We start from the raw sequence: 22,277 nt of genomic DNA on the forward strand, positions 1-22,277 counted from the left end.
AGAAGTTTGATCTTTTTTGCTTTAGGCCGCCACGTCTCTTCGCGTGAACATCAGCCAGGATATGAGATTAAACACCAGGAAGTAGACCGCAAGCACGCCAATCGAGAAGGAAAGCGTCATTCCGTCCCGAAAAGGTCTTCCCTCCAAATACTGCGTCAGATCGGTATTGGCGAATAACAAGTATTTGCTCCACGGATACCGTTGCAGCACCTCTAACGATATATTGCCCGCAAACAGAATTCCGATGGAAAATCCGATAGACATCGCGCTGCTGCGGAATGCGGACGAGATCATAAACGCTATCGTGACGTACATAATAGTAGATACACCATTGAGCATATACGTTTCCCATAGATGGAGGAACATATTTTTTTCGGCGATATGTCCATCCTTTATGTTGACCAAGGGCAAATCCATATCGTGAAAGCCATGCAGGATCCCATTCAGCACGACGGATATGACAAACAAAGTAAGCAGCAGAACCATGCTGAACAACAGGATCGAGATATACTTGGAGACAAGGATTTTTATCCGGCTGGCCGGGCGAATGAGCAGCAGTTTAATGGTTCCGGCTGCAAATTCGCTTGCTACTATATCTCCGGCAATGATGATCGTAAATAGAGTAATCAATATGCCTAGATTCGCAGACTCATTAATCCCGTCCCAAATCGTCCCTTTTGTCGTGCGGATGTTATGCTCAAGATGATAGTCGATGACAGCAATCCTATCCTCGTAGGAAGTACGATTCTCTTCATTCACGTCGGAGCTTTTGAGATGATCGCTCCACATTTGCTTCTCTTGCTTCAGTTCCGCCATCCAGCCTTCGCCCTGTGCGTCCTTCCCGTCATGCCACATCATGATGTTGCCGAAGATAACAAAGGCAGCCATAAGCAAGATGAGGATCCAGGTTCGAGTCCTTCTGTAAATTTTCATATTTTCGTTAAGCACCAAATTAAACAAGCTGCCCACCTCCCGTTAATTCCAGGAACCCGTCTTCTAAGGAACGGCGCACCCTTTGCACCCCATATACGCGAATATGATTCCGGACAAGCTCTTCCAAAATATCCGGTACGCGTTCCCTCTCCGCCGTCAGCTCTATAAGTCCATCTTCCGTGACGGAAAGCTCCTGTACTCCGGCAACCTGCCTTATAACAGCCATAGCCTGATCCGGCAGATGCGCTTCAATCTGATAGGTTTGGACCGGATCGTTCCCTTGCGTAAAATAATCAATCGGCTTCACGTCAATCAGCTTGCCCCGCTGAAGAATGGCGACACGGTCGCACATTAGCTCCATCTCCGAGAGCAGATGGCTGGAGACAACGACCGTAATGCCTTCCGTACGGGTCAAGTGGCGCAAATAATCGCGCAGCTCGCGAATCCCCTCCGGGTCAAGACCGTTTGTAGGCTCATCCAGAATCAATAAGGATGGCCTATGCAGCAAAGCTTGCGCTACGCCAAGCCGCTGGCGCATGCCTAGGGAGTACTTTCGGACCTTTTCATGAATGCGGCTTTCCAGCTTAACAAGAGAAACTACCTCATCGATTCGTTCTTTGGTCACGCCAGGGATCATACGGGCATAATGGATAAGGTTATGATAGCCGCTTAAATATTTGTACATCTCCGGATTTTCGACGATCGCACCCACATGCCGAATGGCCTGTTCGAATTCCGTTTTAATATTTTTCCCCTTGATCAGAATTTCGCCCTTTGTAATTGACATCAAGCCCACAATCATGCGGATGGTCGTAGTCTTGCCGGCACCGTTTGGCCCAAGGAAACCGAATATTTCGCCTTGCGGCACGTCAAAGGTAAGATCGTCGATAATGTTTTTTCTCCCTATCCGCTTTGTTACATTCTTCAGACGGATAACAGGTTCGCTGCTCATAGATTCGATAGCCTCCCAAACCATAAATATCGCAATAGATAACCGTCTAGATATTATCATGTAATTTATCGTTTTGCAATAAATGATTATCGCTTTTAAATACGTTTTTGTCGTTAAAAACAAAACATACCTCAAAAAACGAAAAACCCGGACTCTCTCCAACAAAATTGGAAAGAACCCGGGTTTTTCTAATACCATGCTAAGCATTAAACTTTAATCTTCGTTCCAGAACAAACGGGCCAAACGGCAAAAAGGCGGCCAGAATCGCCCCCGCTATACGGATCATTTTCCACTTGAACAGAACGGCCATCACCGCGATAGCTACCAAATAAACAGAGAATAAGAACCCGTGAATACCGCCGGTAACCGCAACAGCCTCCGGACTATCAAACATGTATTTCAAAGGCATCGCTATTCCCAATAAAACGAGAAACGAAATCGCTTCCAAATAACTGATCCAACGAAACCATGTCCGGACGGATTGCTCCATTCGCACACTTCCTTTCTCTTTTTCTTCAATCGAGTCTATTACGTAATCCAACTATGCCTCGTTTCTGCGAATATCGCAAATTCTTGTCCATTCCATGTCCAAATAAAAAAGCGGCTCCCAAAGCGAAAGACTTTGAGAACCGCCAACTTTCTATATAACGCCAGTCTGATGTTTAGTCATCCGTTTGGTGCCAGCTCTATCCGACCGTTTGATAAGGTTCGCCGACAGCAGCATCCCTGCGATAACGATAACTCCGCCAACGATTTGGGAAGCTAGCAGCTGCTGTCCCGTCAGCACGGAGAGGATAGCGGTAAAGATCGGCATCAGATTCATCGTAATGCTGGCTTTGCCGGGTCCAAGCTCTTTGACCCCTTGGTTCCAGAACAGGAACGAACCGATGGAAGGGAATAGACCAAGATAAATAACTCCTGTTACTCCAAGAGCTGTTATATGGTCAGTCTCTAAAGGCTGGATCAACAGCAGCGGAATCATGAATACGACGCCGATAACCGCAGTAAAGGCCACAAACGTAATGGGTGGAAGATGCTGCGCTCGCTTGCTGATAATCGAGTAAATCGCCCACAAGAACACCGCGATCAGCAAAATGCCGTCTCCTTCATTATAAGGTGTGCGAAATACGCCCAGCAGATGCCCCTTCGTTAATACCGTCAGCACGCCCAGGAAGGATAATACCAATCCCGCTCCTTGCCATACCGTAATTTTTTCTCTCAGGAACAGCAGCGACAATACGATCATAACCGCCGGAGTCAAGCTGTTAATCAGGCTGCCGTTTGTAGATGAGGTGTGCTGTAAAGCGGTGTAGGTAAGCAGCGTGTAGAATACGACGCCCACCAGCGACAGGAATAACAAGATCCCCCAGTTGTCTCTCCACACCTTCCTCCAGTTTGGTTTTTCAATAAGCTGAGCCATCGGAATCAAGGCCGCAGCCGCGATTGCCCATCTTAAGAAGGCTGCCCAGATCGGCGGAAATTCAGCCATAACCGATTTGCCGAAGATCAAATTCCCCGCCCAGAACAGATTCGCTAATACTAGAAAAAGCCATGCTTTTGTTTTCATACGGAGACTCTCCTCTCCCTGGTTAAACTCCTCCAGGTCTTACTTTCTCTTGGTCTATAATCATGCTACAATAAACCTGATCATAAATAAAATGAATATAAATCATGAAGGAGATATCAAATCTGTTATGAACAAATCACTTCTTCAATTGATTGTTGCCATTTCGGAGACCCGCAGCTTTACGACCGCCGGAGAGAAAATGAATATGACACAGCCGGCTGTCAGCCGTGCCGTTACGACGTTGGAACGCGAGCTTGGGGTTACGCTGCTGATCAGGGACAAGCGTCATGGAGTTGCTCTTACTCCTATTGGAGAGCGGATTGTCCGAACTTTCCGCGAAATTCTTCAAGGGTATGATAAGATCGACCAGGAAATCGCAAGCGAGAAAGGAATGGAAACCGGCAGCGTCCGTATCGGAGCTTTCCCGGTTGCGGCTACTTATTTTGTGCCAAAACTGATCAGCCATATGAAGCAGCAATATCCCAACCTGGAATTCAGCATCGTTGAAGGTACGATCGACAATGTACAGGAATGGCTGGATAACCGCGAAATTGACGTTGGCTTGCTTATCCCGTCCGACAAGACGGCTCATTCTTATCCCCTTTACCGCGAGGGAATTTATGCGGTTATGCGTGAAGATCATCCGCTTAACGAGAAAGAGATTATTAGCCCCGAGGATTTACGGGACGAACCCATGCTCATATGCAAAGCCGGCTATGAGCCCCCGGTCTTAAAGTGGTTTGATAGTGCCGGAGAATCGCCGACCATTAAATACATTCTCTACAACTACAGAACCGCGCTTCAGATGATTCTGGCGGGTGAAGGAGTAGCTGTCATGTCCGAGCTATCCCTTCTGGACCTTCCCCCGGGAATCGTCCTGAAGCAAATTTCTCCCGCAGCCTACCGGGATATTCACCTTGCATCCGGTTCTCTGAAGGACTGCACCATCGCGGTAAAAACATTTATAGAGACGGCACGGAAGCTGTTCCCATTCGAAGCCGGGCCTAAAAAGGGGTGCGCTCGCTGAAAAAACAGCCGCGTCATTTAGAGCGGAATCTAGGACCGAGCAAGTGAAATATCTTGCAATCTTTACGGAAGACACGGGCAAACTTGAAGAAGAGTAAAACTTCCATCGTATCAGCTGTTGACATAAAGTCAACTTTACGTTGTAACCTTGATTTCGCGAGGTGAGAATCCCATGTATCAGATTTCCGAAGTGTCCAAGCTTATCGGCCTGCCCATCCCAACCATTCGCTACTACGAGCAATTGGGATTGATCGACGAGCCGGCCAAAAATGCCCGAGGCTATAAAGTCTACGATGAATTGACGGTGGAATACCTGCAATTCATTGTCAATTTGAAGGATACGGATATGTCCTTGGAGCTGATCAAAAGCTATGTTGACGCTTATCGGGCCAAGAACTACTTGCGGTGTCGCGAAATTCTCCGGGAGCATGCCGTCAAGATGGAGCTTGAGCTTGAGAAGCGCCAAAGGATCCTGGAGAAGGTACGATACAAGGTGTCTCACTTCAGTAAACTTCGAGGTGGCGGTATTTAATGCAACAACCTATTCCATCCGGCTATTCGGCTAGAACTACGGCTAACCATATCGTACAAAACATCGATTTAAAGGGTAAAATAATCATCGTCACCGGTGGATCCTCCGGTCTAGGCTTGGAATCGGCAAAAGCGCTTGCCGCGGCTGGCGCGAAGGTAATCGTGCCTGCAAGAAACGTCAGTAAAGCTAGCCAAGCACTCGCGGGCATACCTAACGTGGAGTTATATCCGGAAGAAATGGATCTGAGCAACAGCGAAACGATTGAAGCCTTCGGCCGTTGGTTCCAATCGCGGCATGACAAGTTGGACATCCTGATTAACAGCGCGGGAGTGATGGCAATACCGCTTGCCAGGGATGACCGGGGGAATGAAATGCAAATCTCGGCCAATTATTTGGGTCATTATCATTTAATAAATAACCTTCTCCCTCAGTTAAAAAAAGCGAACGGCGCCCGGGTCGTGACCTTATCTTCCCGTGCTCATTGGTATTCGGCGTTTAACTTCGACGATCCTAACTTTGTTCATTCGCCATACGACAAATGGTTGGCGTACGGACAAGCGAAGACAGCCGATGCCTTGCTCAGCGTTGCGGTAGACGAGCTGTTCAAACCAGATAACATTCGCGCTTTTACCGTCCATCCCGGCAGTATTGTCACCGGTCTCTCCCATGCTCTGTCGGAGGATGAGCTCGCAGCGTTTGGAGCCATCAAGGCAAACGGAGAACGCGGCTACGAACAATACGACAACGAGAGAAAAACGATTTCCGAAGGCGCGGCAACCATCGTATGGTGCGCAGTCAGCCCTCAATTAAACGGATACGGCGGCGTTTATTGCGAGAACTGCGATATCGCCCCTCTGCATACGGACGACAGCATGACCGTTGGCGTAAAAGGATGGGCGGTCGATCAAGCAGCCGCACGCAGGTTGTGGGAAGAAACGCCGCGGTTGTTTCAATAAGTTTAGAATAAACCCCTGTGAGATAAAATGGTTATTGATCAACATCTCGACTAGCAGCAAAACAGCCTCAAAGCCGCGAATCTCGCGCTTTGAGGCTGTTTTGCTGTTGTTATTGGTTTTCGTTCTTGGTCACAAGCTTCAGCGGTGCCGGAATCGATTTCTCTACTTTCTTGCCCTGCAGCACATCGTAAGCGGCTTGCACGGCAAGCTGGCCGATAAGCTCCGGCTGCTGCGCGACGGTTGCCGTAAGACATTCACGAACATAAAAAATTTCTCCGAAAAAACGGGAGTGGAGAAAAAGGAGTGATTGACCCCTCTTTCATCAAATAAAGCAGCATCGAGGATGCCATTGTCCAGACTCGTCAGCAAGTCGTAGAAACAAAACCAGCATAACACGTAGTAGAAAAAATGGGCCAGTTACTCTCAATCTCTCGAGAGTTACTGACCCATTAGAGCTTAGGTTAACCACTTTTTTCTGCAGAGATAAGACCTTTCCCTTACTCAGGCTTCTCAATACGCGATTATTCAAACTGTCCGGGATTTCATAAAATTTTTATGTCCTTGACCAAAATCTATTGCGACTTTCCCAGTCCTTCGAGCTATTTTTGGTGCTAGAATAACAGCATTCACGCCTGCCGAAATGAGTACTAAATCAAATTTATTTTTCAGCATATCCACTTCCTTTAATACCCGATTAATCTGTCTATAATCCGAAAAAAATATGGTTCCTGTTACATTTAAACCATATCTATTAACGAGTACTTGTTTCATTTCATTAGCGTGTTGTGAAATGAGTAGAACTCTTCTGTTTTTTAGAACGTCCCAAAAAGCTTTGTATTTAGGAATATAGCGATTAATACAGGCATCACATGTATAACGAGGCGAGAGATTAAAATGAGTAAAAATTTTGTTTGTTAATATTCTTTTAAGTCTCTTTGGAGCATGAATTCGGTTATCGTTAAGAAGTAGAACGCCTACAACATTTGCATTCCTAATCCCTTGAACAAGCTCATTTCTTAGACGAATATTAGGTAAATGCACACCTTTCTCTCCATGATTCGCTTTTTTTGTCCAAGGCTCTTTCAGAACATCGCGTATAGGCCATACAGAATTTTGCGCCAAGCAAATATTCTCCCCATCGCCGATTCTAACCAATGAAAAAGGTTTTCTATAGTCCAAAGCATATTTCACTTGTTTCAACACTTGTTTCCATGCAAGAAATTTTTCCGTATATATCCCTCACTCTATACATTTTTTAAAGTTACGCTACTCTGACTTAATTAATGTATGTTTAATTGAGTGAAATGAGATAAACCAGAGCACATTTTAGACTGACGAGTCTGTTCCTGTTAATCTTGTTGAATAAGGTTGTACCTTAGCTCGACGTTTTTCATTAATAGGCATATCAATTCAACACCTCCGTCAGTTCAATTAATTCATAAGCTTATTTCTCTGTAAATGCATTCTCATACGAAACAATGTTTTCCTACTGGGATTGGCGGAGCCGCCTTACTGCTGCTCGTAAGTTATCGCAGATTGGGGGCAAGAATATGAGTCTGCTGAACTATGAAAAGCTATCGAAGCGGGAACAGGTGTACCGGATTGAAGAACTGCTGAGAATCGTCGGTCTTCAGCCGGATGATCGGAAAAAGTATCCTCATCAATTCAGTGGAGGACAGCTCCAACAGATCAATATTGCAAGAGCAATTGCGCTGAACCCGTAAATGATCGTGTTAGACGAAGCTGTCAGTAGTCTGGATATGGTGACGTAAACGGCAATTCTTGAATTGCTGCTTGATTTAAAAACAAATATTGGCCTTTCATATTTGTTTATTACACATGATATAAAGGCAGCGTATCACATTTCCGATACGCTGGCCGTAATGGAGCGGGGTAATCTGGCTGTTTACTGCGAGAATAAAGAGCATTTTTTAGAATTGCAGCACCCAAGCGTGAAAAAGCTCATTCAATCGATGCTCCCTGAACACCCTCGATTTCGGATCGGGAAAGAGATAACTGGTACTTAATTAAAACTATCTTGCCCTTTAGTTGAGACAAGACAAGTGATGCATCTTGACACCCAACATCAAAAAAGACGGTAGACATTTGTAAATGTCTACCGTCCATATCTTCACGTCAACGTTCTTTCGGCAGAACTAACTTCCAAATCCGATTTCATTCCTTTTTTATTACTTCTCATCTAATTTAAACTTTGTCTGTGTATGATCAACAAAGTCCTCAACCTCTTTCAGTACAGCTTGCTTTTTCTGATTTGCTTCTTCTTGTGTAATATCGCCTTTTGCTTGTACAGCAGCGATTTTGGCAGTAAAGTCGGACATTAATGTATCAATGAGCTTCTGACGGGTTATGCCATGGTCCTTAGCGATATCCACAAATGATTTACCTGCTTGAACTTGTTCGGCAAAAGTCGCCTTTTCAACGCCTAACAGCTCGAAAGCCGCCTGCAAATTATATTCACCAATTCCCTGTTCCTTCACTTCTTGCTCCTTGTCTAGAGGAGAATGGAATACCCGCTCAGCTTCTATTGCTGCTTTTTTATGCACGTTCGCCTTCTCTTCATCCGTAAGATTCTTAGTGCTCTTAGCCTGGATCTCATCACTGATTTCCCCCGTCAGCTCATCAATCAGCGGCTGAACCTCTTTACCTTGTTCTTTAGCAACATCCGCTAACGACTTACCAGCCTCAAGTGCTTTCTGGAAAGCCTCCTTATCTAAACCAAGCTTAGTTGCTGCGATTTGTTGAAAGTCAATTCTAATCCCTTCTGCTCGGATCTGCTTATCCTCTTTCCCCAGTGCAGCTGCGGAGCTCTCCTTCTTAGCGAACAACTCCGGTGTATGCTCTACGAAATCTTCTACTTCATTAAGAATTGCCTGCTTCTTTTTATCTGCCTGCTCCTGGGAGATATCTCCGCTTGCCTTAAGTTCATCCATTTTGGCGTTCACATCAGACAATAGAGTATCGATCAGCTGTTGGCGGGTTATATTGTGGGCTTTTGCAATGTCAACGAGTGTTTTGCCAGCATGAACCTGCTCAGCAAAAGCAGCCTTGTCGATTCCGATTAATTCAAGCGCCTCTGCCAGATTCCAGTCTTTACTTTCTTGTTTGGCATTTTCTTTATTGAGCGGTTCAGTAAAGATTCGTTCTGCCTCCATGGATGCCTTCTTCTGTACGTTCTCCTTCTCCTGATTGGTGATCTTTTCAGGATCAAGATTAGCTAGAATCTCATCACTGATTTCCTTGGTCAGATCATCAATCAGCGGTTGAAGTTCTTTGCCTTTTTCTTTTGCGATGTCTGCCAGTGACTTACCGGCTTTCTGAGCTTGCTCGAATGCTGCTTGATCCAGACCAAGCTTTGATTTAGCGATTTCCAGCACATCCAGCTTTAGCTTATTGCCCTTGTCTGTGTCTTCTTGCTTTCCGGCTGTCCTTATTGTTTGAGCATCAGCATAGCTTGCTTTCTCTTGTTGTTTACTGTTCAGGCTGTTGTCTGCTGCATAAGCGGATACCGGTACGGCAACCGCAATCAATAGCGCTGCGCCTGCAAGCTTCCATTTTCTCTTCATTGATTTATCCCTTCCTTATTTGTTTTTACCTCCCATCAATAGAAGGCTATGTGATATAAGATAAGGAAACATTCTGAAAGGATCATGAAATGCTCGGTAGGGTTACCCGAAAAATCGTTCCTTTCTTCGGCTCGGTCCACACTTCAATCCTTGCGTGATGAGCATCGACAATTTGTTTAGCAATCGCAAGCCCAAGTCCCGTCCCTTCGGACCGTCGCGTGCGGGCTTTATCCATCCGGTAAAACCGTTCAAAAATATGCGGTAAATGTTCATTCTCGATTCCGAAACCTGTATCCGTTACCGTGAAGGATGCCTTCTGCGTGTTCACATCCAGGGCAACCGTTACCCTGCCGCTTTCACGATTGTACTTTATCGCATTTTCAACCAAGATAAGGATTAGCTGCCTTATTCGCACTTCATCTGCCTGAATCATTGCATCATCCTCTGCAGTTCTCCCTGGGCTGGTATCCCATTCCAGAGATACATTCTTCGACGACGCGATCGGCTGAAGCTGCTCAATGACTTGATTAATGGTGTACCACAAAGAGAAACGTGAGAGTGCAAGCTCAATCCTGCCACTGTCGCTGCGTGCAAGTATAAGCAGATTTTCAACAAGCCGGCTCATATGATGAATTTCTCGCCCCGACTTCATTAGTACATGACGATGAAACTCCGGAAGCTTATCCCTTTCCTCATCCAACACCTCATAAGCGGATCTCAATATACTTAGCGGCGTTCGAAGCTCATGAGACGCATCACTGGTGAATTGCTCCTGCCTTTGAAAAGCATTCGCAATCGGTTTCATGGCGCGGTCAGCTAACAAATAACCTGCAACTCCGCCAGATAATAGCAGGACTAGAGCAAGCCCTGCAAACGCCCATCTTAACTGCGTTATCAACACGGCATCGCTCGTTATTTCCTGTGCGACAATAACCCTATATTCATTGAGCTCCCCGCTTGAGATGACCAACGCTCCAATTCGGAATGTACGTCCATCCGCTCGAACATTATGGTAGTCATGAGCTGGCTTTTCGAGAACACTTGGCAATAGTGCATTTATCGGAAAAACCTCTTCTGCCACTTCATCCTTTAAACCCAGTTTTGTCGCTGAGGGGGATTCGAAAATGATTTGCCCATGAGGATCAACTAACCATGCCATTTGATTCAATTGCAAACCCGAGGGAGCATACCCCTTTTCCGAATTCTCATAAGAATCGAACAAGACGTCACCCTTTGGAGATTCCAGCAGCTTTTGCAGTTCTGACTTGTATTGACCGCTTAACGTCGTAAGCTGATTGTCCTCTGTCGTCGTTAGCATATTTTGTACCATCCATAGAGAAAAAACCGCAGTTATCATTAAGATAATACCTACGGTTAGAGAGAATTCGCGTGTTAGCCGTGTTCTCGTTTGTTTAAACATGCGTGCCCCCGTCCACTGTCAGCCGATAACCGGCACCATATACGCTTTGAATAACTTTAGACTCAAAGGGCCCGTCCAATTTTTTTCGAAGTAATTTGATGGTGGCATCAACAACGTTTAGGGTTACATCCGAGCCGATTCCCCATACATGATCAAGCAGCTGTTCGCGTGATAAAACTTGTCCAGCATGACGCATTAAACAAACAAGCAATTGAAACTCGCGTCTCGTAAGCCTAATAGCCATGCCTCCACGGTTTACTTCAAATCTGTTTAAGTGCGCGGTTATATCCCCAAAGGATAATGTATCCGATTGAAACCCGCGCTCCTGCCTGCGGAATAAGGCGATCAGCCGCGCCTCCAGCTCTTCGAATGCAAAAGGCTTTATCATGTAGTCATCTGCTCCAGCATGCAGCCCTTCCACCCTGTCTTGTACCGCATCTCTTGCTGTCAGAAGCAAAATTGGCGTATGATCACCCTTACTTCGAATCTCTTTCACGAGCTGTATACCCGTCATCTCCGGCAGCATCCAATCCAGCACATAGACATCATAATAACCTTTTGTAATGACTTCTTTTGCCTGAGAGCCATCCTTTACCCAATCTACCACATGGTATCTTCGCTTAAGTTGATACTCGGTTAACTCGCCAAGCGTTTCATCGTCTTCTGCAAGCAAGACGCGCATGTTATCTTACCTCCTGCAATTTCATAGACCTTAAATATACCAATAAACTATGAAATGAGCATGAAAATAAGAAGATCCTCCATTACTGATTAACAGCGACCTGCTGACTCTCCTCCATCTTTGCAGGGGTACCGCCTCGAAAGACAACGAGAAGCACAATCACAATCAAGAGGACTAGACTAACGAGTCCTTTGCTGTAACCAACTCCGCCATTGCCTGGTGCAGCAGATAGCCAATCCGCGAAGGACGCGCCCACAGGACGAGTCAAAACATAAGCGATCCAGAAAGCTGTAATTTCTTTCAGATGAAACAGCCGATAACATAATGCGGGTATGAATAGCAAAGCAAAGAACATTATTCCGGAATCCAAATATCCCAAATGCATACTGGAGGCTGTTAAATCGCCTGCAGAAGTGCCGAGAGCGAATGTGGTCAGTACCGTCATCCAATAAAACACTTCTCTGCGGCGCGTGTTAATGCTATGAATCGATAAGCTCTTCTCCTTCACATACCAAATTCTGAAAATGGCTGTAAGCGAGGCAATAAAAAAGAGAGTTGAAACCGTATTTCCCAAACCAGCTCGTATAACATCAGCTGCTGTAGTACCAAATATGCTTACCATTATGACAACCAGCCAATACAGACTCGCGATATACTTTTTCGACTTGAACTGGAGAACCATAGCTGCAACAAAAATCGCTACACTTATGGGCACGGAGAGGAATGGATTTAATTTTTCAAATAAAAAATCTGATGCCACTTCTCCAAGACCAGTTGTAATTAGCTTCGTTATCCAGAAATACAACGTAATTTCAGGTACTTTTGCTAGCATCGTTGTAGCTTGTGGGTTAATTTCCGTTTTATAATTGTACATGACTATCCCCTTATTTTTCAGATTGAGTACGACTTTTTATGAGCGTAACAATAGCCCCTGCAATTAAATAAATAACTGGCTCTCCACCGGGCGAGTAGTCATACTCAAAATGCTCCATGATCAGATTTGAGGTTGATGCATGTATCGCCGCCGTATCCATCAGACTCTCGTCCGTTTCCTAATAAGGAGCCAATACGCAAATAGTCCAACAACTACTATCGCAACAGCATAACTGATCGGATGCAAGTAACTCTCCAATACATCCGCATTCGCTCCCCATTTAAAACCCGCATAGGCCAATGCAATATTCCACGGAATACAGCCTAAAAAAGTATATAGCAGAAATGTAGAGAACTTCATCTTAGCTATGCCCGCCGGCAAGGATATGAAAGTTCGGATAAAAGGAAGATTTCTGGTAAAGAATACGCTCATTGCACCATATCGGGTAAACCACTTCTCCGCTTGATCAAGATGCGAGCTTCTAAAGAGCACATATTTCCCGTACTTATTAAGTATTTTCCTTCCGCCAAGAGATCCAACTTGGTACGCAATTATTGACCCGAGAACATTTCCGAGTACACCTGCGATGACCACCCCCTGCCATGATATCGTTCCGTTAGCAGCAGCCAGACCCCCGCTTAATAAAATGACTTCACTCGGAATAGGTATACAAGCACTTTCCAGGACCATACCGATAAAGATGCCGTAGAGGCCAATCGCATCAATTAGTTGGACCGCTAAATTCGAGATCCAATCCATAATACTTTGCATATCTCTAATAACTCCTTTCCAAGCTATAAATGAAGCATCAGTTCCTTGTACTTTAAAATTCAATTCTCAACGAGCTGTGAACATCCGATTAAATTTTTATTAACTATTATGAAGTAAATAAAAAAGTCTGATCATGGGATCAGGCTTTCATCCTTTGCAGCGGTAACCTGCATAATACCTTGATTAACCAAAAAAAAATGGTAACTTGCGGCACCTTGCTTAAAAGCTGATTATGTTCTTTTTGTAACACAGCCATTCACATCCCCCTCTCAAGTGATAACGAGAATTTATCAATTTTTTTTCTGTAGGATAGCGTAAAAAAATGAAAATTATATTAACTGGATATTAATATCAAGGTAAAAAATAAAAAGAGCCGGACTTTAGTCCGACCCTTGCACATCCCATTAAGCCAATGTGAAATAAATCTTAAATAAATATTAACTCGATCATAGGGTGCATCATTTTGGAGAAATACGAGCTATGATAGTAAAACCCCGGGAAAATAAAAAAGAGAGGGCTAAAAATGAAAATTGGAATAGTTAGCGTTATATTTGTTGTACTTGTACTGTATGTAACAATGGGTCTATTTGCAAAGCAAAACCCTAAAACGGTTCATGCTTCTAAACCCACATCGCAAACCAGACTAGCACCGGATCATATCGTCATCGTAGTAGAAGAGAACCATTCCTACAAAGAGATTATAGGGAATAAAAATGCCCCTTATATTAATCAACTTGTAAAAACCGGTGCCAATTTAACTAACCATTATGCAATTGAACACCCCAGCCAGCCGAACTACATTGATCTTTTTTCCGGCTCAAATCAAGGTGTCACCGATGATAAACCATCCCATACTTTTAAGTCGGACAATTTAGCTAATGAACTTGTAAAGCACGGCTACTCATTTGGAGGTTATTCTGACGGATTGCCAAGTGTAGGATTTACCGGACCCTATGACCTGAAAACTCTGTATGCTCGAAAACATAACCCTTGGGTTGATTTCACTAACGTTCCCGCAAAAGTAAATATGCCGTTTACATCTTTTCCAAAAGACTATAGTAAGCTGCCAACTGTTTCCTTTGTTATCCCAAATCTAAACCACGACATACATGACGGGACGATTAAAGGAGCAGACGATTGGTTAAAGACGAACATGGCAGGTTATGTAGAATGGGCTATAAAACATAATAGTATCTTTATTCTAACGTGGGACGAAGACGATATGAGTGCTAAGAATAAAATTCCCACTATTATGGTTGGACAAAAAATTAAACATCAAGCCTACACGACCAAAACAAACCATTATAATATGCTGCGAACTATCGAAGACTTCTATGGATTACCGGCTCTTGGTAATAGTAAAAACGTTACACCCATAAATGTATGGAAATAAACAGAGATTCAGAAAGTCTATTCGCTATGCCAAGGAGGAAAAAACACCCAATGATGGTTGATCGCATATCATAAATAAAACACTAACAACTAAAAACGGATTCATTTCGTCTTTTTGCTGTTAGTGTTTCGTGTTTCTAATTCATATTAGGTCATATCGTAGTAGCTATTTGCTAAAAAAATGAGAAGTCATTAAATTAAGTTATATTCGCTTCCTTTAATAAGTACTGCAGCATTTGCTTCTGATATTGAATACGAGTAGATATTGGCAGTGATAATAACCGTGTCGCCTTTATCGTTACCACTAATCAAGTAATATGGGATCACCTCCGCAATACTCTCATCGTACCAGCAATAACCATAGCAATAGAGGCAGTGAGTCGTGCAGTAGATTAATAAAGGCGGATTATATTAAGTCATAAGGTGAAGGCGATTTTTTATATGATATTCAAATCGTATCCAAAAGCACTTGCAGCAATGCTGCTAAGCTTCTTTATGGTTTATGAAGTCCTCTTTTTCTTAGAATTAGATGATGCATGCTTATATACGGTCATTAGCTTATAGGCCATTTTGCTCCAACTGAACCGCTCGACCGCATCTTTTCTTGCTTGTTTGCCCAATTTCGAAGCTAGATTTTTGTCACCCGCTAGCTTCCCAATCCACTCGGCATGTGAATGAGGACTTTTGTATTGTTTAACGAGATACCCGTTCGCCCCATGTCTCACTATTTCTTTAATCCCTCCGATACTGGATGCAACGACGGGAAGTCCAGAGGCCATAGCTTCCACATTGACAAGCCCAAATGCCTCATGTCGCTGTGAAGGACACACGAAGCAATCTGCGTTCTTGTATAGCTGGTGGACCCTATTATGAGGAATCATTCCAGTAAAGCGCGCATTTATACGATATTTTCGTACTAATAATCTAAGGCTATTGATATAATTCGCTTTACCTCCCCCGACGATGATCAATCTTACTTTGGGATATTTTCTTTTCATAATTCCAATTGCTTGGATAATAACCGGTACACCTTTACGTGGAATAATTCGTCCTGCAAACAGGACCTGGAAGGTATCAGACTTCTTTTTAGAGTCATTAGGTTTGAACCGAATGGTGTCCACACCTAGATATACTGTTCTTATCTTAGAGGATTGCGTTGGAAACAAGCGGGATAAATTACTTTTTAATGAGACACTGTTCGCAATAATCAAATCGGCCTTATCCAAGCTGGTTGCCACAGCTTTAGTACGTGGAACAAAAGTGAGAGAATGAAGGAAAAGCGAAACCGGGGTTAATGGGAAGGCATGCTTCACTTTAGCCATATAGTGGGGACGATTATCCACTTGTATAATATCATAATACTTTCCTTTGATATAACGCAGGACCGATGCGATGTATTTCTGTGAACTTCCCGAAGGCACTCGAACAATAGTTAAGTTTCCATGGTTACTAACATTTGGTAAACCTGACCTTTGTCTGCTGACAATCGTAACCTTATGACTTACAGCAAGCTGCTTAGCAATTGCCAGCATACATATTTCAACCGATCCATTGCCCGGAACCGGTAATTGCTCCGGAGCAACCATAAGGATCTTCACTTAACCTCCCCCAGTTCATTTTTAGTGTTTTTGCAATATGTTCTAGCTCAATCGATTTCGAGTGAATTAGATAATACCTGCTACTTTGGAAAAATAATTATCTGAGTATGGCTTTGGCTTTTTAGTAATCGCTCAGACAAAGAAAGACAGAAATCAACTCTTCTGCCTTTTACCAAAATGGCGTTGAAATATTTTATTCGTTTGAACTTTAAACGACCTCTTTTAATGCCTATTTAAGTAAAATGAGATCAATGTCTAACACGTCCATAAATCCGATGCAGATAATCACCTGAGATACCGCTTCATATAAAAAAGCCCGAATCCGAAGGGATCCGAGCTTAATTAATTTCTAATTACACTTGCTATAGCCGCAGTTGCTGCATTGCTTGCAGCCTTCGACATTAATCAGCGAAGCCGATCCGCAGGATGGACATAAGTCGCGAGAGGTAACTTCGCCATGCTTATGCGAATCCTCTACGGCAGGTGCTGCGGCGAAAGCCAAGGCTGGTGCCTCTTTTACCGGCTCATACGCAGCCGCCTGCTCATTCGTGCTCTCGATATGAATTTCCAGCGCCTTCGCTACCGCGTCCGCGATGGATTCTACGCGGTTGGCTCCAAAGCCGATGGCACCGGTTCCGCCAATGCCTTTGAGATGCTTGATCAGGAGCTTTGCTTTGTTGCCGTGATCCCCGTAACGAAGGAACAAGGAGCATACGCGGCCAAGCGCTTCCGCCATCGCGAATACGTCGGAGCCGGCTTTGCCTACGTTCAGGAAGATCTCGCCCGGAATGCCGTTCAGATCGTTAATCGTAATATAGGCCATGCCGAACGGCGTGTTTACTTTGTACGTTGCCCCGCGAAGAATTTGCGGACGGCGCTTATATTGCTTGTCGAATTCCTGCTCCGCCTGCGGCGATACCTTCGCGTTAAGCGCCGTATTCAGCGTCTCGAGTTTATCTTCTTCTTTTACCGCTTCCGCAGCTGCAGCCGCTTCAACCGCCGCATCCGGCTTCGCGTCTTCCTTCTTCGTCGACAAAACTTGAACGTCGCGGCTGCCGTCGCGGTAGATCGTAACGCCTTTACAGCCCAGATCAAACGCCATCTCGTACAGCTCTTTCGTCTCTTCAACGGTAAAGTCGCTCGGACAGTTCGCCGTCTTCGAAATCGAGCTGTCGACCCAGCGCTGAATCGCCGCTTGCACGCGGATATGATCCTTCGCCGACAAATTCATTGCCGTTACGAAGTAATCCGGTAGCTCTTCGCCAGGGTGCGCATCCTTCCATGCCTGCGCGATCGGCACCAGCTGTTTGTCGAAGCCTAGACGGCTTTGACGGAAGTATTCGAAGGCAAAATACGGTTCGATGCCGGTCGACGTACCAACCATCGTACCGGTGCTGCCCGTCGGAGCCTGCGTAATAACGGTCACGTTACGCATGCCTTTGGCCAGAACCGCTTCGCCTACCTCCGGGAATTCGGACACCATGTTTTTCATAAAGCCGCTTTGCAGAAACTTCTCCGCGTCGAACGCTTCGAACGAGCCTTTCTCCGAAGCGATCTCAGCCGAAGCGAGGTAAGCCTCCCGTGCCATAAAACCGTATATTTTATCGAGGAACAGAAGAGATTCAGGGCTGCCGTAACGGACACCAAGCTTGATCATAAGCTCGGCAAGGCCCATCGTGCCAAGGCCTACGCGGCGCTCCTTCTTCTGATTCTTCTCATTCTCTTCGAAATGATAAGGGGTTGTATCGATAACGTTATCGAGGAAGCGAACGGACCATTGGGTTACCTTCGCCAGCTCTTCCCAATTCACGTCATGCTTGCTCTCATCGTAAAATTTGGACAGATTAATCGCGGACAGGTTACAGACGCCCCAGCCCGGCAACCCTTGCTCGCCGCAAGGATTCGTGCAAATAATCGGGTTGAAATACCAGCTGTTCGACATTTGGTTGTAGTATTCCATAAAGACGACGCCAGGCTCCGCCGACTTCCATGCCGATTCGATAATCGTATGCCATACGTCGCGCGCCCGAACCGTTTTATAATGGATAACCCTCTTGCCAAGCTTCTTCCATGCTTCCAGATCGCCGTTCCACAGCTCGTCGTAATCGGTTTCCTTGGTGTCCGGGAATACAAGCTCCCAATCCAGGTCTTCCTTCACGGCTTTCATAAACGCATTGCTTACGCATACCGACAGGTTCGCATTCGTCACTTGCCCCATCGTTTGCTTGACGGTAATGAAATCGAGCACATCCGGATGCCAGTCGTTAATCATAAGCATAAGCGCGCCTCTGCGGCTTCCGCCCTGTTCAATCAGGCCGGTTGTATAGCTGAACAAGCCCCCCCAGGATACGGCCCCGCTGGAGGATCCGTTAACGCCAGCGACAATGGCGCGTCTAGGACGCAGCGAAGACAGGTTGATCCCCACGCCGCCGCCGCGCGCCATAATTTCCGTCATCTCCGACAGAGTCGTCATAATGCCGCCGCGGCTGTCCTTTGGCGAAGGAATAACGTAGCAGTTGAACAACGTCAATTCTTCGCTCGCGCCGGCGCCGGCAGCAATGCGGCCGCCAGGAACCAGCTTCCAGTCATCGAGAATGTAACGGAATCTTTCCGTCCAGGCACGCCGCTTCTCTTCGCCTTGCTCGACGCCAGCCATCGCACCGGCCAGACGGTCCCACATCTCTTCCGGAGTCTTTTCTATAGTAAGCGTGAGTTTCTCCACGCTGGATGTCACGGTATCTCCGCTTCTAAGCTTGACGGTCACTTCGTCGCCGCTGCGTCCGATGACTTCCCCAACCTCTTTGGCCGGGAATTTCGGATCATCCTTCGTCAGGACCAGTACGACATCCCCTACTGCGGTATTCTTTGTGTCCGCGTTTTTCCAAGCATAACGGTCCAAAAATATTTTTTCGCTAAGGCCTTCCAATTTCTGAGTCATTGCCATCCGATTGGTCCTTCCTCCCATGTCCCTTATATCGTGTACACACCTCTTATCGCATGTGTCGGGCACCATATATTGTGTGTACTGATTATTATACTATACTACATATCGGTATCCACAGTTGTTTTTACCTATTTCGCCGCTTTTCTCCGCTTACATTGGCTATTCTCTTTCTATTGCTTGTCCTTTCGCTAATTTTACTGCTTATTTACTAAGATTTGATGAAAAAGGCCATACTAGTGACAACTATCTCTATTCGCAAAAGGAGCTGCCTATCGTGACCTTTACTATGAATGATCAGGCGAATGTGAATCCCGCCTCAACGGAAGCTAATATGGTCCGGCGCAAGCTTCATCCGCTTGTAGACCTGCAATGCGACCGCACCTGGTTCGACGAGCTTCAGAACCGGGTCGCCAAAAATGGTCCTTGGGACAATTGGACGCTCTATCAGCTGACGATGGAAGCCGAGCAGGCCAAGCGGGTCGACAGCTTCGAACAGCTGCAATGCTTGCGAACGCTCCCCTCCTTCGAGCCGATGCCGCATCAAGTGGACACGGCACGCAAGGTTGTTCACGAGATGGGCGGCCGCGCTATTCTCGCCGATGAAGTTGGACTTGGCAAAACGATTGAAGCCGGACTCGTCATCAAGGAATACATGGTGCGCGGACTCGTCCGAAAGGCTCTGATTCTTGTTCCGGCTTCCCTCGTCTTGCAATGGGTGAGAGAGCTGAATTCAAAGTTTGGCATCTCGGCCGTCGCTCAAAAGAAAGAGCATACGTGGCAATACGACGTTGTGGTTGCCTCTATAGATACGGCCAAGCGCGATCCGCACCGCGAGATTATTCTGGGCCAGGATTACGACATGATCATTATTGACGAAGCCCATAAGCTCAAGAACAAAAAGACGACAAACTACCAATTTGCGCTCCAGCTCCGCAAAAAATATTGTCTTCTTCTTACGGCTACTCCGATTCAGAACGATCTGGATGAGTTATATAACCTTATTACGCTGCTTAAGCCGGGCCAGTTAGGAGGTCAAAGCGAGTTCGCAGCCAACTTCGTTGTCGACAAGCGTCTGCCGAAAAACGAAGATCAGCTGCAGGATGCGCTGTCCACCGTCATGATTCGCAACCGGCGCGGAGATGGCGGCATATCGTTCACCAAGCGCGTCGTGAAAAATATCCCGCTGGAGCTTTCTTCCGAAGAAAAGGCTCTCTATGACGCGGTTACGGCATTCGTTCGGGATCGTTACAAGGAAGACGGCGTCGATATGATGAGTATGCTTCCGCTTGTTACGCTGCAACGCGAAGTATGCAGCAGCCGGGATGCGGTATTTATTACGCTTGTTAATCTGTTCAAGAAAACGGCCGAGGATTCTCCGATCCGCCCGAAAATCTGGGAGCTGGTTGAATTCATTAAACAGATCAAAGCCAATACCAAAGCCGAGAAAGTGATGGAGCTTATTCAGCAGATTAACGACAAGGTCATCATTTTCACCGAGTATCGGGCATCGCAGGAATATCTGCTTCAGTTCTTCCGCTCGCATAATATTTTGGCCGTACCTTACCGGGGCGGCATGAACCGCGGGAAAAAGGACTGGATGATGGATCTGTTCCGCGGCCGCGCCCAAGTGCTTATCGCTACCGAAGCCGGCGGCGAAGGAATCAACCTGCAGTTCTGCCACAACATGATCAACTTCGATCTCCCGTGGAATCCCATGCGCGTCGAGCAGCGGATCGGCCGCGTTCACCGGCTTGGTCAGAAGGAAGACGTCAAGATCTATAATTTGTGTACGCTCGGGACCATCGAAGAGCATATCGTGAACCTGCTGCATGAAAAAATCAATCTGTTCGAGCTTGTCATCGGGGAACTCGATCATATTCTCGAACGGTTCGAATCGGATGCCGGCTCCATCGAACAGCAGCTGGCGCGGATGCTGCTCGAATCCGAAGGAGACGCCGTTCATCTGGAGCAAAGGCTTAATCATCTGGGCTCCACGATATCCAAGCTTCGTGAAGAGAAGGAGACGGATACGCCGGATACGCCGGATACGCCGCAAGGACCAACCATCCTGGCACAAATGACCGCGCTAGGCCAGAAAGTCGAGGTGAGACCGTGAATTCGAAGCAGGTCCACAAATACGTACAACGGTTTCTTGAAGCCACACAATGCTCGATATTGGAGAAGTCGCCTGCCCACTTCACGGTTAAGCTTTCCCCTGCTGCCGACCGTGAGCTTACGAACCGTCCCTTCTACTGGAGCTTTGTTGACCGCACGGGCTCCGATCCGGAGACGATGACTTACCTGTTCGTAACGGACAAGGAGAAATACGAGGAGGAGCTTGCTGCCCCGCCGCCAACACCAGGCCCCGTAACAAACGCCGTGGATGCGGCTTTAAACCGTTCGTTCGGATTCGTAAACAACAATATGGCCGGCGGTATCCGCACGCCAAGGGAAGATCTTTATTTCGGCTCCCGCAAGCTAGAGCAACTGTTTGGCGCAGCCAAAAACTCCGGCAGCTACGTGAACCTGTTCCAGGAGCCGGAACGGAGGTCCAGCACTCCGTTCCAATCGACACCTTATACCGCATGGCTCGGAGTCAATATGCGTGTCGAATTCGCCTGCGACAGGAAACGCGAGGAAATTCACAGCTATGGCGTCTCTCTCGCAACGGGACTCGTGATCGAGAACTTCTATGACCGCCTTAAAAATATGAAGCTTACGCCGCGGCTGCCATCGAATATTCATTTGACCCGCAATGGTCTTTCCCATGCCAAGGCATTAGGCGTTATCGAGACTTCGCTTGAACGCAAGCTCAGAAATTACGACTATACCTGGGCTTCCGATGCCGCGGCAAGGCTGGAGGAAGAGCTCGATAGGATCCGGCATTATTACGATCCGATGATCAAACACGCCGAAGAGGATGCCAAGGCAGCCATCGAGGAGCAATTCAACCAACGCCAGACCGAGATCAAATGGCAGTATGAGCCGCGGGTGACGGCTTCCGCCATTAACTGCGGTATTTTCCACTTGGAAGGCATTGAATAGA

19 protein-coding genes and 1 pseudogene are annotated in these 22,277 nt (G+C 46.2%); 7 read left to right on the plus strand and 13 right to left on the minus strand.

Annotated features, from left to right (window positions below):
- Positions 1-21: 21 nt before the first annotated feature.
- The 4 genes from CFI03_RS14995 to CFI03_RS15010 all read right to left on the minus strand — a co-directional run bounded on the left by CFI03_RS14995 (position 22) and on the right by CFI03_RS15010 (position 3,452).
- Positions 22-960 (minus strand): ABC transporter permease, encoded by a 939-nt coding sequence (locus CFI03_RS14995; RefSeq protein ID WP_248757824.1) that lies wholly within the window; start codon positions 958-960, stop codon positions 22-24.
- A complete protein-coding gene (locus CFI03_RS15000) occupies positions 953-1,885 on the minus strand; it encodes an ABC transporter ATP-binding protein (protein ID WP_248757825.1) in 933 nt (310 codons plus the stop codon). The genes CFI03_RS14995 and CFI03_RS15000 overlap by 8 nt, the downstream gene beginning before the upstream one ends.
- Before the next feature lie 199 nt (positions 1,886-2,084).
- Positions 2,085-2,375 (minus strand): DUF3817 domain-containing protein, encoded by a 291-nt coding sequence (locus CFI03_RS15005; protein ID WP_248757826.1) that lies wholly within the window; start codon positions 2,373-2,375, stop codon positions 2,085-2,087.
- 150 nt (positions 2,376-2,525) lie between these two features.
- On the minus strand, positions 2,526-3,452 hold the full coding sequence (locus CFI03_RS15010; protein ID WP_248757827.1) for a DMT family transporter: 927 nt from the start codon (positions 3,450-3,452) through the stop codon (positions 2,526-2,528).
- 127 nt (positions 3,453-3,579) lie between these two features.
- Here CFI03_RS15010 and CFI03_RS15015 point away from each other — a divergent pair, with 127 nt between their 5' ends.
- From CFI03_RS15015 to CFI03_RS15025, 3 genes are all read left to right on the plus strand, one after another.
- Positions 3,580-4,479 carry a LysR family transcriptional regulator gene (locus tag CFI03_RS15015; protein WP_248757828.1) on the plus strand — a complete coding sequence of 300 codons (900 nt, stop codon included), beginning with the start codon at positions 3,580-3,582 and terminating at the stop codon, positions 4,477-4,479.
- Positions 4,480-4,650: 171 nt separating this feature from the next.
- Entirely contained in the window at positions 4,651-5,010 is a 360-nt protein-coding gene (locus tag CFI03_RS15020; protein ID WP_248757829.1) for a MerR family transcriptional regulator, read from the plus strand.
- A complete protein-coding gene (locus CFI03_RS15025) occupies positions 5,010-5,966 on the plus strand; it encodes an SDR family NAD(P)-dependent oxidoreductase (protein ID WP_248757830.1) in 957 nt (318 codons plus the stop codon). The genes CFI03_RS15020 and CFI03_RS15025 overlap by 1 nt, the downstream gene beginning before the upstream one ends.
- Before the next feature lie 109 nt (positions 5,967-6,075).
- Here the strand turns inward: CFI03_RS15025 and CFI03_RS15030 are convergent.
- A pseudogene (locus CFI03_RS15030) lies at positions 6,076-6,216 on the minus strand (D-ribose ABC transporter substrate-binding protein); the annotation flags it as partial.
- Positions 6,217-6,491: 275 nt separating this feature from the next.
- Positions 6,492-7,202: a GT-D fold domain-containing glycosyltransferase gene (locus tag CFI03_RS15035; protein WP_349292480.1), complete on the minus strand. Its 711-nt coding sequence runs from the start codon at positions 7,200-7,202 to the stop codon at positions 6,492-6,494.
- A gap of 314 nt (positions 7,203-7,516) precedes the next feature.
- Here CFI03_RS15035 and CFI03_RS31435 point away from each other — a divergent pair, with 314 nt between their 5' ends.
- Positions 7,517-7,690 (plus strand): ATP-binding cassette domain-containing protein, encoded by a 174-nt coding sequence (locus CFI03_RS31435; protein WP_481857683.1) that lies wholly within the window; start codon positions 7,517-7,519, stop codon positions 7,688-7,690.
- 465 nt (positions 7,691-8,155) lie between these two features.
- On the opposite strand, the gene CFI03_RS15045 is transcribed toward CFI03_RS31435, so the two are convergent.
- From CFI03_RS15045 to CFI03_RS15065, 5 genes are all read right to left on the minus strand, one after another.
- Positions 8,156-9,550 (minus strand): hypothetical protein, encoded by a 1,395-nt coding sequence (locus CFI03_RS15045; RefSeq protein WP_248757832.1) that lies wholly within the window; start codon positions 9,548-9,550, stop codon positions 8,156-8,158.
- A gap of 82 nt (positions 9,551-9,632) precedes the next feature.
- A complete protein-coding gene (locus CFI03_RS15050) occupies positions 9,633-10,970 on the minus strand; it encodes a sensor histidine kinase (RefSeq protein WP_248757833.1) in 1,338 nt (445 codons plus the stop codon).
- Complete coding sequence (locus CFI03_RS15055) at positions 10,963-11,652, minus strand: response regulator transcription factor (RefSeq protein WP_248757834.1); 690 nt, start codon at positions 11,650-11,652, stop codon at positions 10,963-10,965. Before CFI03_RS15055 ends, CFI03_RS15050 begins: the two co-directional genes overlap by 8 nt.
- Positions 11,653-11,734: 82 nt before the next feature.
- Complete coding sequence (locus CFI03_RS15060; RefSeq protein ID WP_248757835.1) at positions 11,735-12,526, minus strand: COG4705 family protein; 792 nt, start codon at positions 12,524-12,526, stop codon at positions 11,735-11,737.
- Positions 12,527-12,685: 159 nt separating this feature from the next.
- A complete protein-coding gene (locus CFI03_RS15065) occupies positions 12,686-13,297 on the minus strand; it encodes a DedA family protein (RefSeq protein ID WP_248757836.1) in 612 nt (203 codons plus the stop codon).
- A 523-nt stretch (positions 13,298-13,820) separates the two neighbouring features.
- Here CFI03_RS15065 and CFI03_RS15070 point away from each other — a divergent pair.
- Positions 13,821-14,690 carry an alkaline phosphatase family protein gene (locus CFI03_RS15070; RefSeq protein ID WP_248757837.1) on the plus strand — a complete coding sequence of 290 codons (870 nt, stop codon included), beginning with the start codon at positions 13,821-13,823 and terminating at the stop codon, positions 14,688-14,690.
- Between the two features lie 499 nt (positions 14,691-15,189).
- Here the strand turns inward: CFI03_RS15070 and CFI03_RS15075 are convergent, their stop codons facing one another.
- Together CFI03_RS15075 and CFI03_RS15080 are read right to left on the minus strand one after the other, a co-directional pair.
- Positions 15,190-16,287, minus strand: coding sequence for a glycosyltransferase family 4 protein (locus CFI03_RS15075; RefSeq protein ID WP_248757838.1), 1,098 nt, complete (start codon positions 16,285-16,287; stop codon positions 15,190-15,192).
- 349 nt (positions 16,288-16,636) lie between these two features.
- Complete coding sequence (locus CFI03_RS15080; RefSeq protein WP_201001577.1) at positions 16,637-19,231, minus strand: adenosylcobalamin-dependent ribonucleoside-diphosphate reductase; 2,595 nt, start codon at positions 19,229-19,231, stop codon at positions 16,637-16,639.
- 331 nt (positions 19,232-19,562) lie between these two features.
- On the opposite strand from CFI03_RS15080, the gene CFI03_RS15085 reads away from it, so the two are divergent.
- Both CFI03_RS15085 and CFI03_RS15090 read left to right on the plus strand, forming a co-directional pair.
- Positions 19,563-21,347 carry a DEAD/DEAH box helicase gene (locus tag CFI03_RS15085; protein ID WP_248757854.1) on the plus strand — a complete coding sequence of 595 codons (1,785 nt, stop codon included), beginning with the start codon at positions 19,563-19,565 and terminating at the stop codon, positions 21,345-21,347.
- A complete protein-coding gene (locus CFI03_RS15090) occupies positions 21,344-22,276 on the plus strand; it encodes a YqhG family protein (protein WP_127497635.1) in 933 nt (310 codons plus the stop codon). Before CFI03_RS15085 ends, CFI03_RS15090 begins: the two co-directional genes overlap by 4 nt.
- The last annotated feature ends 1 nt before the right edge of the window (position 22,277 follow it).

The sequence above is a fragment of the Paenibacillus sp. ATY16 genome, from assembly GCF_003399985.2.
Taxonomy (GTDB): domain Bacteria; phylum Bacillota; class Bacilli; order Paenibacillales; family Paenibacillaceae; genus Pristimantibacillus; species Pristimantibacillus glycanilyticus.